At 71.0% G+C, this 13,112-nt stretch carries 11 protein-coding genes; 4 read left to right on the top strand and 7 right to left on the bottom strand.

Going from position 1 to position 13,112, the window contains the following annotated elements:
- Positions 1-290: 290 nt before the first annotated feature.
- Positions 291-1,850, bottom strand: coding sequence for a PLP-dependent aminotransferase family protein (locus ACFY5C_RS35835; RefSeq protein ID WP_389452744.1), 1,560 nt, complete (start codon positions 1,848-1,850; stop codon positions 291-293).
- A 47-nt stretch (positions 1,851-1,897) separates the two neighbouring features.
- Here ACFY5C_RS35835 and ACFY5C_RS35830 point away from each other — a divergent pair, with 47 nt between their 5' ends.
- Genes ACFY5C_RS35830 through ACFY5C_RS35820 form a run of 3 tightly spaced genes read left to right on the top strand, consistent with a single transcriptional unit; the run spans position 1,898 to position 3,713 of the window.
- Positions 1,898-2,482 (top strand): carboxymuconolactone decarboxylase family protein, encoded by a 585-nt coding sequence (locus ACFY5C_RS35830; RefSeq protein ID WP_389452741.1) that lies wholly within the window; start codon positions 1,898-1,900, stop codon positions 2,480-2,482.
- On the top strand, positions 2,479-2,952 hold the full coding sequence (locus ACFY5C_RS35825; protein ID WP_389452738.1) for a carboxymuconolactone decarboxylase family protein: 474 nt from the start codon (positions 2,479-2,481) through the stop codon (positions 2,950-2,952). Before ACFY5C_RS35830 ends, ACFY5C_RS35825 begins: the two co-directional genes overlap by 4 nt.
- Positions 2,953-2,972: 20 nt before the next feature.
- Positions 2,973-3,713 (top strand): isocitrate lyase/phosphoenolpyruvate mutase family protein, encoded by a 741-nt coding sequence (locus ACFY5C_RS35820; protein ID WP_389452764.1) that lies wholly within the window; start codon positions 2,973-2,975, stop codon positions 3,711-3,713.
- Positions 3,714-3,716: 3 nt separating this feature from the next.
- On the opposite strand, the gene ACFY5C_RS35815 is transcribed toward ACFY5C_RS35820, so the two are convergent.
- The 5 genes from ACFY5C_RS35815 to ACFY5C_RS35795 all read right to left on the bottom strand — a co-directional run bounded on the left by ACFY5C_RS35815 (position 3,717) and on the right by ACFY5C_RS35795 (position 10,999).
- Entirely contained in the window at positions 3,717-4,703 is a 987-nt protein-coding gene (locus tag ACFY5C_RS35815; RefSeq protein ID WP_389452735.1) for an ABC transporter substrate-binding protein, read from the bottom strand.
- Between the two features lies 1 nt (position 4,704).
- Positions 4,705-6,654, bottom strand: a complete 1,950-nt coding sequence (locus tag ACFY5C_RS35810; protein WP_389452732.1) for an ABC transporter permease — start codon at positions 6,652-6,654, stop codon at positions 4,705-4,707.
- Positions 6,654-7,784, bottom strand: a complete 1,131-nt coding sequence (locus ACFY5C_RS35805) for a glycine betaine/L-proline ABC transporter ATP-binding protein (protein WP_389452729.1) — start codon at positions 7,782-7,784, stop codon at positions 6,654-6,656. Before ACFY5C_RS35805 ends, ACFY5C_RS35810 begins: the two co-directional genes overlap by 1 nt.
- Complete coding sequence (locus ACFY5C_RS35800) at positions 7,784-9,319, bottom strand: GMC family oxidoreductase (protein WP_389452727.1); 1,536 nt, start codon at positions 9,317-9,319, stop codon at positions 7,784-7,786. The genes ACFY5C_RS35805 and ACFY5C_RS35800 overlap by 1 nt, the downstream gene beginning before the upstream one ends.
- A gap of 153 nt (positions 9,320-9,472) precedes the next feature.
- Positions 9,473-10,999: an aldehyde dehydrogenase family protein gene (locus ACFY5C_RS35795; protein WP_389452724.1), complete on the bottom strand. Its 1,527-nt coding sequence runs from the start codon at positions 10,997-10,999 to the stop codon at positions 9,473-9,475.
- Positions 11,000-11,352: 353 nt separating this feature from the next.
- On the opposite strand from ACFY5C_RS35795, the gene ACFY5C_RS35790 reads away from it, so the two are divergent.
- Entirely contained in the window at positions 11,353-12,636 is a 1,284-nt protein-coding gene (locus ACFY5C_RS35790; RefSeq protein ID WP_389452721.1) for a YhgE/Pip domain-containing protein, read from the top strand.
- 43 nt (positions 12,637-12,679) lie between these two features.
- Here ACFY5C_RS35790 and ACFY5C_RS35785 read toward each other — a convergent pair whose 3' ends face one another.
- A complete protein-coding gene (locus ACFY5C_RS35785; RefSeq protein ID WP_389452718.1) occupies positions 12,680-13,102 on the bottom strand; it encodes a hypothetical protein in 423 nt (140 codons plus the stop codon).
- Positions 13,103-13,112 lie beyond the last annotated feature (10 nt).

Here is a 13,112-nt window from a genome sequence, read left to right as displayed (position 1 = left end):
CCCAGCGGGTGGGCGGGACCAGGGATGGCACAGCCACGTCCTCAAACACCGGACCGGCTGAAATACCTGGGCCGAAGCCCAGAGACACCGTCAGCAGGCATGCAACTCCCAGCGGGTGGGCGGGACCAGGGATGGCACAGCCACGTCCTCAAACACCGGACCGGCTGAAATACCTGGGCCGAAGCCCAGAGACACCGTCAGCGGGTTTGCAATTCCCAGCGGGTGGGCGGGACTAGGGATGACACAACCTCGTCCTCGAACACCAGACCGGCTGGAATGCCCACGCCCCCTCACGGCAACACCCTCCCCAACGCCTCCAGCGCCCCCGCCCACGCATGATCCGGCGGCGTCCCGTACCCCACGACCAAGGCGTCCAGCGGCGGCACGGTTGCCGACTCGTGGCGGTAGGCCGTCAGGCCGTGCAGGGCCAAACCCTGCCAGGTCGCTGCCTGGGTGACGGACTGCTCCGTCCCGGGTGGGAGGCGCAGGACGGCGTGGAGGCCGGCGGCGATGCCGGTGACCTGGAGGTGGGGGGCGTGGGTGGCAAGGGTGCGCACCAGGGCGTCCCTGCGGCGGCGGTAGCGCAGGCGGGCGGCGCGGACGTGGCGGTCGTAGGCGCCTGAGGTGAGGAACTCCGCCAGGGTCAGCTGGTCCGTGACGCCGCACGTGTCCACGCCGCCCTTCGCCTCCGTCACCTCCTCCAGCAGTGTCGGCGGCAACACCATCCAGCCCAGGCGCAGGCCGGGGGCCAGGGACTTGCTGGCCGTGCCGAGGTAGACGACGCGGTCGGGGTCCAGGCCCTGAAGTGCGCCGACCGGCTGGCGGTCGTAGCGGAACTCGCCGTCGTAGTCGTCCTCCAGGACCACTCCGCCGGTGCGACGCGCCCAGTCGACGACCATCGCCCTACGGTCACGGTGCAGCGGCACGCCCATCGGGAACTGGTGGGCGGGGGTGAGGAGGACCGCCCCCTCGTCCCCCAACTCGCCCGGGTTCGTGCCCAGTTCGTCGAAGGGGAGCGGGGTCGTGGACAGACCCGCCCTCGTCAGTTGCCTCCAGTGTGGTGCCAGGCCGTACGACTCCACCGCCACCGTCTTCATCCCGCGTGCCCGTAGCACGGTGGCGAGCAGGTGCAGGCCGTGTGCGAAACCCGCGCACACGATGATGTGGTCGGGGTCGGCGCGTACACCGCGGGCTCGGGAGAGGTAAGCGGCGAGGGCGGTGCGCAGCTCGTCGCGGCCGCGCGGGTCGCCGTAACCCAGGGCGTGGTTCGGGGCGGCGAGCAAGGCGCGGCGGGCCGCCTTGAGCCACTCCGTGCGGGGGAAGGCGGAGAGGTCGGGGGTGCCGGGGGCCAGGTCGTAGGCGGGGCGGGGGCGCTCTGGCCGGGGTGCCATGAAGGGTCGGGCGGGCGCGTGGGGCGGGGCGATGGCGTGGGGCGGCGCGGTGGCCGCACCGGGTGCGGACGTGGCACGAGGGCCGGCCGCGGCGCGGGGGCCGGCCGCGGCGCGGGGGGCGGTCGTGGCGGTGGCCTCGGCGTCGGTGGCGGTCGCGGCGCCGTGGGAAGTCGCCCCACCCCTGGGCAGGATCACCTCCCGGTCGGCCACCCTCGTGCCCGACCCCTGGCGGGCGCTGAGCCAGCCCTCCGCGACCAGTTCGGCGTAGGCCTCGGCGACCGTGTTGCGGGCGATGCCCAGGTCGGCGGCCAGGGAGCGGGAGGAGGGCAGGCGGGTGCCGGGGGCGAGGCGGCCGGTGCGGACCGCTTCGCGCAGGGCGTCTGCCAGGCCCCGGCGCAGGCCCCCTCCCGCAGGTTCCAGGTGGAGGTCGACGCCCAGAGTGGCCCAAGGTTTCGGCATGGAAGTGGACCATACTCCTGGGCTGCTTCGCTCCTAGGGTCGAGATCATGACGACCGCAGACACCGGCACGCCCACGGGCACGCCCACGACCGCGACGACGACCACGCCCACTACCGCTACGAGTACCGCGACCTCGACGATCGAGTACGCCCCTGAACGCCCCGCCCGCCTGCAGTGGGCCCAGCTCGCCCCCGACGTCTACAAGGCGATGATCCGGCTCGACACCGCAGCCAAGCAGGGCCTCGACCACAGGCTGTACGAACTGGTGAAGATCCGCGCGTCGCAGATCAACCACTGCGCCTTCTGCGTCGACATGCACAGCAAGGACGCGCTCGCGGCGGGCGAGAGCGTCGAACGGGTCATCCAGCTCAGCGCCTGGGACGAGTCGCGGCACTTCTACACCGAGAAGGAGATCGCCGCCCTGGAGCTGACCGAGGCGGTGACGGTCCTGACGGACGGCTTCGTGCCGGACGAGGTGTACGAGCGGGCCGCCCAGCACTTCGAGGAGGCCGAGCTGGCTCAGTTGATCTCGGCGATCGCGGTGATCAACGCCTGGAACCGGTTCGGCGTGACCTTCCGTATGGCCCCCGGCCACCACCAGCCCGCACAGCACGCGGGCGGGCACAAGTGACGGTCCGAACGGTCAGAACGGTCCGAACGGTCCGGACCCGGTCTCTCGACCCAGCGGTCGGGCAGGCCATGTCCGCCCTCAGCGCCACCGCGAAGAAGGGGCTCGGCGACCCCGCTCTCGCCGAGCTCGTCGTGATCCGGGCCTCGCAGCTCAACCACTGCGCCTTCTGCCTCGACATGCATCTCACGATCGCCCGCAAGCACGGCGTGAGTGAGCAGCAGCTCGAGCTGCTGGCCGCCTGGGACGAGGCCGAGGAGGTCTTCGACGAGCGGGAACGGGCCGCGCTCGCGCTGACCGAGGCGGTCACCGTCCTGACGGACGGCTTCGTGCCCGACGATGTGTACGAGCGTGCCGCCGCGCACTTCGACGACTGCCAACTCGCCCATCTCATCGGGCTGGTCGTCGCCATCAACAACTGGAACCGGGTGATGGTCGCCCGCCGCATTCCACCAGGGGGATACCAGACGTGACCGGACGACGGACGGAAACCGTGACCAAGGTCGACGCGTTACGCGCACTGCACCGGCGCCGCTCCCCCGGCGACCCGCTGGTCCTGCCCGGCCCCTGGGACGCCGCCAGCGCCCGCCTCTTCGTCGAGGCGGGGTTCCCTGCGCTGGCCACGCCGAGTGCGGGTGTCGCCGCTTCCCTCGGCCACGAGGACGGGCAGACCCCGGCCGACGAGATGTTCGCGGCGGTCGCGCGGATCGTACGGGCGGTCGACGTGCCGGTGTCGGCGGACATCGAGGGCGGGTACGCAATCGCGCCGAAGGAGCTGGTGGAACGGCTGCTGGAGACCGGGGCCGTGGGATGCAACCTGGAGGACTCCGAGGGCGGGGTCCTGAAGGATCCGCGGCGGCACGCCGAGTGGCTCGCCGAGGTGCGGCACGCTGCCGCCGACCGGCTCTTCGTCAACGCCCGGATCGACGCATTCATCCGGGCACGTCGGGACGCCGACCCCAAGCAGGCAGCCGAACAGGCCATCGAGCGAGCCGCCCTGTACGTCGCCGCCGGCGCCGACTGCGTCTATCCGATCGGCGCCCCCGTGGACGTACTGCCACTGCTGCGGTCCGGCATCCAGGGGCCGATCAACGTGCACGGCACCGTGACCGGCGGCCCCTCGCCCGCCGAACTCGGCGAACTCGGGGCCACCCGCATCACGTTCGGGCCGGGACTCCAACGCGCCGCCACTCAGGCGCTGCGCGGCATCGCCGCCGGCCTCACCGCGTCGTGAACGTCAGGACAGCCACGCCTTCCACGTGGACTCGTGGCTGTCCACCCACTTCTTCGCCGCCTCTTCGGGCGACATCTTCTCGTCGGCGATCATCAGGGAGACCTCGTTCTGGTCCTCGGTCGTCCACTTGAACTTCTTCAGCAGGGCCGCCGCCTCGCCGCCGCTCTTCGAGAAGTCGGCATTGAGGTACTTCTGCAGCGGGGTGTGCGGATAGGCGCAGGCCACCTTCTCCGGGTCCGCGTCGCAGCCCTCCTTGTACGCCGGCAGCTTCACCTCAGTCATCGGGACCTTCTTGAACAGCCACTGCGGCGAGTACCAGTACGTCAGGAAGGGCTTCTTCTCCTTGGCGAACTGCTTGATCTGCGTGATCTGCGCGGCCTCCGAACCGGCGAACACGACCTGGTAGTCCAGGTCGAGGTTCTGCACCAGCGCCTTGTCATTGGTGACGTAGGAGGGCGAGCCGTCCATCAGCTGGCCCTTGCCGCCGCTCTCGGCCGTGCGCATCTGCTCGGCGTACTTGTTGAGGTTCTTCCAGTCGGTGACATCCGGGTGCTGCTTGGCGAAGTACGTCGGGACGTACCAGCCGATGTGCCCGGTGACCCCGAGGTCGCCGCCGGGCACGATCGTCTTCTTGTCCTTGACGTACCGCTGCTCCTCCTCCGGGTGGCCCCAGTCCTCCAGGAGCGCGTCGACCCGGCCCTGGCTGAGGGCGTCCCAGGCGGGCACCTCGTCGATCTGGACGGTGTCGACGCGGTAGCCGAGCTCGTGCTCCAGCAGGTACTGGGCGACGGCCACGTTGGCCTGAGCGCCGACCCAGGACTGGATGGACAGGGTCACGGACTTCGTGCCCTGCGCGCCCGCGAACGGCGAGGCCTGCTTGGTCATGTCGGCGGCGCCGCAGCCGGTCAGGGTCAGCAGGGCCAGCGAGGACACGCCGGCCACTGCGGCAGTCGTACGAGACGCACGGGTACTACGCATACGAAGTCGCATGTCACGCTCCCTTCTTCGCGCGGCGTTCCGTCGGCTGGGTCACGCGGTCCAGCATCAGGCCCAGGCAGACGATCGCCGCGCCGGCCACCAGACCGGTCGCGAGGTCGCCCTGCGCGAGGCCGAAGACGACGTCGTAGCCGAGCGCGCCACCGCCGACCAGACCGCCGATGATGACGACGGCGAGGACCAGGACCACGCCCTGGTTGACGGCGAGCAGCAACGCCGGGCGGGCCAGCGGGAGCTGGACCTGCCGCAGCTGCTGGGCGGGCGTCGCGCCGAGTGAGCGGGCCGACTCCAGGGCGGCCGGGTCGACCTGTCGCAGACCCTGCGTGGTGATGCGGACCACGGCGGGCAGGGCGTAGACGACGGCTGCGGCGACCGCGGGTGCGCGGCCGACGCCGAACAGCGCCACCACCGGGATCAGGTACACGAACTGCGGCATCGTCTGGAAGACGTCCAGGACAGGCCGCAGCAGGCGTTCGAAGCGGTCGCTGCGGGCCGCCGCGATGCCGGTCGCGAAGCCCAGGACCAGCGTGACGGCGACGGCCGCGAGGACCTGGGAGAGGGTGTCGAGCGACGGGCCCCACACACCCAGTACGCCGATCGCGGCCATGGCGAGCACGGCGGTCAGCGCGGTGCGCCAGGTGCCGATCAGCCAGGCGAGGGTGGCGACGATGAGCAGGACCGACCACCAGGGCAGCCACTGCAGGCCGTCGCGCACGGGGTCGAGGACCCAGGTGGTGAAGTGGGCCGCCCAGTCGGCGGTGCCGCCGATGACGGGGACGCCGGAGTAGAGGTGCGCGGTCATCCAGTCGACGGCGCGGTTGACCGGCTCGGCGATGTTCAGGGTCCAGGCGTCGGGCCAGTCGAGGCGGCCCAGGAGACGTCCGGCGACGGCTACGGCGACGGCGGCGACCAGGGCGTACAGCCAGCGCGCCCGGCCGTTCGGATGGGGCTCGTCACCGAGACTCTCGCCGGCCGCGCAGGTCACCCGGTCCAGTACGACGGCGAGGAGCACGATCGGGATGCCGGCCGCGAGCGCCGCGCCGACGTCGACCGAGGCCAGTGCCTGGTAGACGCGGTCACCGAGGCCGCCCGCGCCGATGACGGAGGCGATGACCGCCATCGACAGCGCCATCATGATCGTCTGGTTGAGGCCGAGCAGGAGTTCCTTGCGGGCCAGCGGGATGCGGGCGGTCAGCAGTCGCTGCCGTGCGGTGGCGCCCAGCGACTCGACGGCCTCCAGCACCTCCTTGTCGGCGCCGCGCAGGCCGAGGGCGGTGAGGCGGGCCATCGGCGGGGCGGCGTAGACGACGGTGGCCAGGACGGCGGCGGGGACACCGATGCCGAAGACCAGGACGACGGGGAGCAGGTAGGCGAAGGCCGGGAGCACCTGCATGGTGTCAAGGACGGGGCGCAGGACCCGGTCCATGCGGTCGGACAGCCCGGCGGCGAGACCCAGCAGCATGCCCACGACGACCGAGGCGAGGACCGCCACGATCATCAGCGCGAGGGTCTGCATGGTCGGGATCCACATGCCGAGGAACCCGCAGGCCAGGAACGCGGCCGCCGTGCCGGTGGCGAGCCGCAGGCCCGCGACGCGCCAGGCGATCAGGGACGCGGCGGCCGTGACGCCGGCCCAGCCGGCGGCGAGCAGCACCAGGTACACGGCGCGTACGCAGATCACGACCGCGTTGCTGATGTGGCCGAAGAAGTAGAGGAACAGCGGGTGGCTGTCCCGGTTGTCGATGATCCAGTCGCTCGTCCTGGTGAGCGGATCGGAGAAGTCGACGGTGAGCGCGGAGGGCCAGGTGCCGCTTGCCCAGCGGGCGTTCGCCAGCGGGACGAGGATCGCGGCGACGAGCGCCAGCAGCAGGAGCTTGCGGACGGCGGGGTGCTTGAGGATGCCGGGCGCGGTGGCCCGGGGAGCGGCGGCTGTGACGGTGGCCATCAAGCCACCTCCTTACTCTTCTCCGCACCCGCTGCGGAGCCCTGCTGCGTCCCCGCCACGACGCCGAGAAGCCGCTCGTGGTCGACGACGCCCAGACAGCGTCCGCCTTCCATGACGCGAGCCGGGGAACCGGTGCGCGCCACGGCCTCGATCGCCTCGGACACCGTCGCGTCCGGCGCGATCGCCGGGCCGTTGCCGGTCTCGTCCGCCGACGCGGCCCGCATGGCCGAACGCACGGTCATGACCTGCTCGCGCGCGACGTCCCGGACGAACTCGCGGACGTAGTCGTCGGCCGGGGAGCCCACGATCTCCTCGGGCGTGCCCAACTGGACGACGGCGCCGTCGCGCATCAGGGCGATGCGGTCGCCGAGCTTCAGTGCCTCGCTGAGGTCATGGGTGATGAAGACCATCGTGCGGCCCTCCTCGCGGTGCAGGCGCACGACCTCCTCCTGCATGTCCCGCCGGATCAGCGGGTCGAGCGCGCTGAACGGCTCGTCGAAGAGCAGCACCTCCGGATCCACCGCCAGCGCCCGCGCGAGGCCCACGCGCTGGCGCTGACCGCCGGACAGCTGGCCCGGCCTGCGGTGCTCCATGCCCTCCAGGCCGACCTTGGCCACCACCTCGGCGGCCCGCTCACGGCGCTCCGCCTTGCCGACGCCCTGGATCTCCAGGCCGTACGCCACGTTGTCCAGGACCGTGCGGTGCGGCAGCAGGCCGAAGTGCTGGAAGACCATCGCGGCGCGGTGGCGGCGCAGTTCGCGCAGCCGGGTCTTGTCCATGGCGCGGACGTCCTCGCCGTCGATGGCTATGGAGCCCGCCGTCGGCTCGATGAGCCGGGTCAGACAGCGCACCAGCGTGGACTTGCCGGAGCCGGACAGGCCCATGACGACGAAGACCTCGCCCTTGCGCACGTCGAAGGACACGTCCCGCACCGCCGCCGTGCAGCCGGTTCGCGCGCGCAGCTCGGCGGGCGCGAGCGAGGCCAGCTCCGGGTCGGCGGGGACGCGGTGTGCCTTCGAGCCGAACACCTTCCACAGGCCCTCGACGGAGAACACCGGGGTGTCCTCGGCCGTCGCCGCCTTCGTCGCAGTGGTCGTACTCGTCACGTTCTCGGGCGTCGCAGTACTCATCACGCCTCACTTCCCATCAGGTCGACGGCCTTCTCCCCGACCATGAGCACCCCGATCATCGGGTTCACGGCGGTCATCGTCGGGAAGACGGAGGCGTCGGCGATACGAATTTTGTCCAGGCCGCGGATCCGCAACTGCGGGTCCACCACGGCCAGTTCGTCGTCGGCGGCGCCCATACGGCAGGTACCGGCCGGGTGGTACACGGTGTGCGCGACCTTGCGGGCGTACTCGCTCAGCTCCTCGTCGCCCGTGACGTCCGGGCCGGGGCACACCTCGCGCTTGAGCCAGTGCGCCAGCGGTTCGGTCTTCGCTATCTCGCGGGCGATGCGGATGCCGTCCACGAGGGTGCGGCCGTCGTAGTCGTCCTCGTCGGTGAAGTAGCGGAAGTCGAGCGCGGGCTTCACGGACGGGTCGGCGCTGGTGAGGTAGAGCCGGCCGCGGCTCCTGGGCTTGGGGATGTTCGGCGTCATGGACACCCCGAACTCCGGCCGCTCGTAGCCCAGTCGCTCCGGGTTGTCCGTGAACGGGATCTGGTAGAAGTGGAACATCAGGTCCGGGCCCTGGTGTTCGGGGTCGCGGCGGACGAACAGGCCCGCGTCGGAGTCCATCGCGGAGTTGTCCGGGATCGGGCCCTCGGTCTCCCAGACGATCACCGACTCGGGGTGGTCGAGCAGGTTCTCGCCGACGCCCGGCAGGTCGTGGACCACCGGGATGCCCAGCTCGGTGAGGTCCTCCTTGGGCCCGATGCCGGAGTGCATCAGCAGCCGCGGCGAGTCGACGGCGCCGGCGCACAGGACGACCTCGCGCCGGGCACGGACGAGGAGTTCCTCGCCGTCCTTGGTGCGCACGTGGACGCCCTCGGCGCGGGTGCCGTCGAGCTCCAGCTTGTACGCCCAGGTCTCCAGCAGGATCGTCAGGTTCTCGCGCTCGTCCATCACCGGGTGCAGATACGCCACCGACGCCGACGAGCGCTTGTTGTTCTCGGGGTGGTAGGCGAGGTCGAAGAAGCCGACGCCGTCGGTGAAGGGCTGCTTGTTGAAGCCCTCGACGCGCGGGACGCCGAGTGCGCCCTGGGCGGCGTCGACGAAGTCGCGGGCGATGGCGTTGCGGTCCTTCTCGTCGACGGGGACGACGTTGTTCTTCAGCCGGGCGTAGTACGCCTCCATCGGCACCGCGCCCCAGCCCGTGGCGCCGGCCTCCTCCCACTCGTCCCAGTCGGACGGCAGTGGCTTGAAGGCGATGAGGGTGTTGTGGCTCGAACACCCGCCGAGGACGCGGGCCCGGCTGTGCCGGATGTTCGAGTTGCCGCGTGGCTGCTCGGTGGTCGGGTAGTCGTAGTCCAGCTCGCCGCCGAGCAGGCCCATCCAGCGGCGCAGCGTGAGGACGTCGTCGCGGCCGACGTCGCTGGGTCCGCCCTCGATCACGGCGACCGTGACGTCGGGGTTCTCGGTGAGGCGGGAGGCGATGACCGAGCCGGCCGTGCCGCCGCCGATCACGACGTAGTCGTATTCGTTCTCGGGGATCTTGTCGGACATGGGTTGGTAACTCCAGGGGGGTTCAGATCACAGAGGGCGACCGGAGGCGCCCGGAAGGGGCGCGGGGAACTGCGCGACCAGCCACGACGACGCCGCAGACGACCGACGGCGTGCCGCGGCACGTCGGTAGTCACGGCCCTACCGGCGGAGCGTCTAGCCGGCGAACCAGCGGACCGGCTTCGGCGCGAGGTTCTGGTAGACGTGCTTGCTCTCGCGGTACTCGGCGAGTCCGGCGGGGCCCAGTTCGCGGCCCACTCCGCTCTTGCCGAAGCCGCCCCACTCCGCCTGCGGGAGGTAGGGGTGGAAGTCGTTGATCCAGACGGTGCCGTGCCGCAGCCGGCCGGCGACCCGGCGCGCGCGTCCCGCGTCGGCGGTCCAGACGGCGCCGGCGAGGCCGTACTCGGTGTCGTTGGCGAGGGCGATCGCCTCGTCCTCCGTGCGGAAGGTCTCGACGGTGAGGACCGGGCCGAAGACCTCCTCGCGTACGACGCGCATCTCGCGGTGGCAGTGGTCGAGGACGGTCGGCTCGTAGAAGTAGCCGTTCGCCGGGCGCTCCGCGGACGGCTCGGGCCGCCTGCCGCCGGAGCGCAGCACCGCGCCCTCCTTGAGCGCGGAGTCGACGTAGGCCTCGACCTTGGCGCGCTGCTGCTCGGAGACGAGCGGTCCGCACTCGACGCCGTCGGCGGTGCCGCGGCCGAGCCGGATCCGGCCTGCCCTGCGGGCGAGTTCGGCGACGAATCGGTCCCTGACGGACTCCTCGATGATGAGGCGGCCGCCCGCCGAGCAGACCTGGCCGCTGTGGATGAAGGCGGCGTTGAGGGCCTGGTCGACGGCGGTGTCGAAGGCCTCGTCGGTGGCGCAGGCGTCGGCGAAGACGACGTTGGGGTTCTTGCCGCCGAGTTCGAGGGCGACCTTCTTGACCGAGGGCGCCGCGGCCTGGGCCACCTTCGTGCCGCTGACCAGGCCACCGGTGAAGGAGACGAGGTCGACGTCGGGGTGCTCGGCGAGCCGGGCGCCGACGGTGTGGCCGGGCCCGGTCACGATGTTGGCGACCCCGGCCGGCAGTCCTGCCTCGACGAGCAGCTCGATCAGGGCGATGGTCGTCAGCGGGGTGATCTCGCTGGGCTTGACGACGAAGGTGTTGCCGGCGGCGAGGGCCGGGGCGATCTTCCAACTCGCCTGGAGGAGAGGGTAGTTCCAGGGGGTGATCAGCGCGCAGACACCGACCGGCTCATGGACGACGACGCTGTGGAGGTCGGGTGAGCCGGCGTCGACGACCCGGCCCGGGGCCTCGGCGGCGACGAGGTCGGCGAAGTAGCGGAAGGCGTCGGCGACGCAGTCGATGTCGACCCGGCCCTCCTCGACGGTCTTGCCGGCGTCACGGCTCTCCAGCAGGCCGAGCTTCTCGCGGTCGCGCGTCAGCAGGCCGGCGACGCGGCGCAGCAGGGCGGCGCGCTCGGCGACGGGCGTGCGCGGCCACTCCCCCTGGCCGCCGTCGAAGGCACGGCGGGCTGCCGCCACCGCCAGATCGGTGTCCTTCTCGTCGCCCTCGGCGACCACGGCGAACGGCGTGGCGTCCGCGGGGTCGAGGATCTCGCGCGTCGCGCCGGAGACGGCCGCCCGCCACTCTCCTCCTACGTGGAGGGTGCCGCGCGCCTGGAGTTCCGTACTGTCCGCCATGATCGGTGTTGCCTTCCGTTCCTGTTCAGAGCCCCTGTGTCACACACGTGTCACTCACGGGACCGAGTGCGCCTGCCCCCGCCCCCCGAATGCATGCGCGATCCGCGGTCGAAAGTGCGCTGCGTCACGGAAGGTGCGTACAAATGCGACAAAAGACCGGCGGACTCCTCCCCCCGCTCGACGCAGCGTGTCGTGGCGGGAGGTCGGTGGCGGCGGAGTTATCGTCGCCGGCAGCGCCCCGGTGCCGGCGCCGTTCCCGGGGTGAGCTGTGACCCCTGGCGCGCGGCCGCGGTCGGACCGTCGACATCACGGCCAGGCCGGCGCGACGTCGGATCGGAGCCGGACGGAGTGCCATGACATCAGCGGGGTCCGGGCAGCAGCCGACGCCGGCACGCGCAGTCGTCGTCGCACGGCACGCAAAGCTCTGGCTTGTGCCGACCGTCCTGTCCGCGCTGGTGGCACTGTTCCTGTCGCTGCTCTACATGGGCGGCATCGTCAATCCGAACGACAGCCTGCGCGATCTGCCGATCGCCCTGGTCGATTCGGACGAGGGCCCGCCACTACCGGGACAGCGGCAGCCCGTGGGAGCGCAGTTGAGCCGGGAGGTCATCGCGGCGACTCCGTCGAACAAGGTGCAGTGGCGCAGACTGAACCAGGCCCAGATGCAGGACCAGTTGGCGGCGGGCAAGATCTACGGAGCCCTCGTCATCCCGGCCGACTTCACCTCGTCGGTGGCGGCTCTGACGACCTCCCGCGCCACGGCACGGCCCACCCTCACCATTCTCACCAACCCCGGCCTGGGAAGCCTCGGTTCGTCCCTGGCCAACCAGATCTCCCAGCGCGCCGCTCACCAGAGCTCCCTGGCGATCGGCCGTCAGCTGACCGACCAGGCAAAGACCAAGGGTGCCGACACGACGCTCCGGGCCCTCCTGGCCGACCCGGTCACCGTCACCACCCGGGCGGGCCACCCGATCGGCCGCCACAGCGGCCTGGGTCTGACCGCCTTCTACTACACGCTGCTCCTGGTGCTCACCGCGTTCGTGGGCGGCAACATCATCAACAACGGCGTCGACGCGGGCCTGGGCTACACCGACAACGAGATCGGACCCTGGCACTCACGACGCCCGACGGTCCCGATCAGCCGTACGCAGACCCTGCTGCTGAAAATGATCATGAGTGCCGGCATCGCCGTGATCACCACGAGCCTGACCATGGTCGCCACGGTCGCGATCCTGGGCATGGACGCGTCGCATCTGCCGCTGCTGTGGATCTTCTCCTACTGCGCCAGCCTGGCCGTGGGCCTGGGCGTGCAGGCCATCAACGCGGCCTTCGGCGGAATCGGCCAGGTGGTGTCCATGTTCGTGTTCATCGCCCTGGCCCTGCCGTCCTCGGGAGCGACGGTCCCCCTCCAGGCGGTCCCCGGCTTCTACCGCTTCCTCGCCCTGTTCGAACCGTTCCGCCAGGTGACCGACGGCGTGCGCGCCATCCTCTACTTCGACGCCCGCGCCGAAGCCGGCCTGACCCGCGGCTGGACCATGATCGCCATCGGCCTCGCCGTCGCTCTGCTCTTCGGCTTCGCCATGACCCGCTACTACGACCGCAAAGGGCTGCACCGCCTGGCTCTCCAAGAGGCGTGAGTCGACGCGTGTGGCAGCAGCTTCCGCCCTTCGACCGGGGCGGCTAGGTGGTGTGCAAGGGCTCCTTGAAGGACTTGCGGAACACCGGTGCGGCGAAGGGAATGATCGGAGACATCATCTTCGCCTTGAACGTACTGGGATGCCGTTCGAGATCGACGTCGATGCGCGTGCCCTCATCCGTGGGAGTCATCTGGAACTCCCATCCGCCCGAACCGAAGGGCTTCGAGTCCCGCGTGGTGACGGTGACGTGGTTCGTTGCCGGGTCCCATTCGTAGCGGGCGCGCTCCCACGACTTCTCGTTTCCCTCAGTGACCTCGGCCCAGGTGTCCCCGCGCTCGTGGACCGTGAAGTGCTCGGCGTCGATGGAGGGCCACTCCTCGACCCGGGAGGGGCTGAAATTGGTCAGGACCCCCATGACCTCGGACGGGCTCATCGAGGAGTTCACGTGGAAATGCAGGGACGGCATGACCTGCTCC

This window comes from Streptomyces sp. NPDC012935 (assembly GCF_042900345.1).
In the GTDB taxonomy this organism is placed as follows: domain Bacteria; phylum Actinomycetota; class Actinomycetes; order Streptomycetales; family Streptomycetaceae; genus Streptomyces.
The sequence above is the reverse complement of the archived record's forward strand: the minus strand, read 5'-3'. Positions and strand labels throughout refer to the sequence as shown.

What these genes read in the sequence shown, in the direction of transcription:
- ACFY5C_RS35835 (WP_389452744.1), bottom strand. Translation starts at nt 1,850, where the DNA reads ATGCCGAAACCTTGGGCCACTCTGGGCGTCGACCTCCACCTGGAACCT.
- ACFY5C_RS35830 (WP_389452741.1), top strand. Translation starts at nt 1,898, where the DNA reads ATGACGACCGCAGACACCGGCACGCCCACGGGCACGCCCACGACCGCG.
- ACFY5C_RS35815 (WP_389452735.1), bottom strand. Translation starts at nt 4,703, where the DNA reads ATGCGACTTCGTATGCGTAGTACCCGTGCGTCTCGTACGACTGCCGCA.
- ACFY5C_RS35810 (WP_389452732.1), bottom strand. Translation starts at nt 6,654, where the DNA reads ATGGCCACCGTCACAGCCGCCGCTCCCCGGGCCACCGCGCCCGGCATC.
- ACFY5C_RS35805 (WP_389452729.1), bottom strand. Translation starts at nt 7,784, where the DNA reads ATGAGTACTGCGACGCCCGAGAACGTGACGAGTACGACCACTGCGACG.
- ACFY5C_RS35800 (WP_389452727.1), bottom strand. Translation starts at nt 9,319, where the DNA reads ATGTCCGACAAGATCCCCGAGAACGAATACGACTACGTCGTGATCGGC.
- ACFY5C_RS35795 (WP_389452724.1), bottom strand. Translation starts at nt 10,999, where the DNA reads ATGGCGGACAGTACGGAACTCCAGGCGCGCGGCACCCTCCACGTAGGA.
- ACFY5C_RS35790 (WP_389452721.1), top strand. Translation starts at nt 11,353, where the DNA reads ATGACATCAGCGGGGTCCGGGCAGCAGCCGACGCCGGCACGCGCAGTC.
- ACFY5C_RS35785 (WP_389452718.1), bottom strand. Translation starts at nt 13,102, where the DNA reads ATGCCGTCCCTGCATTTCCACGTGAACTCCTCGATGAGCCCGTCCGAG.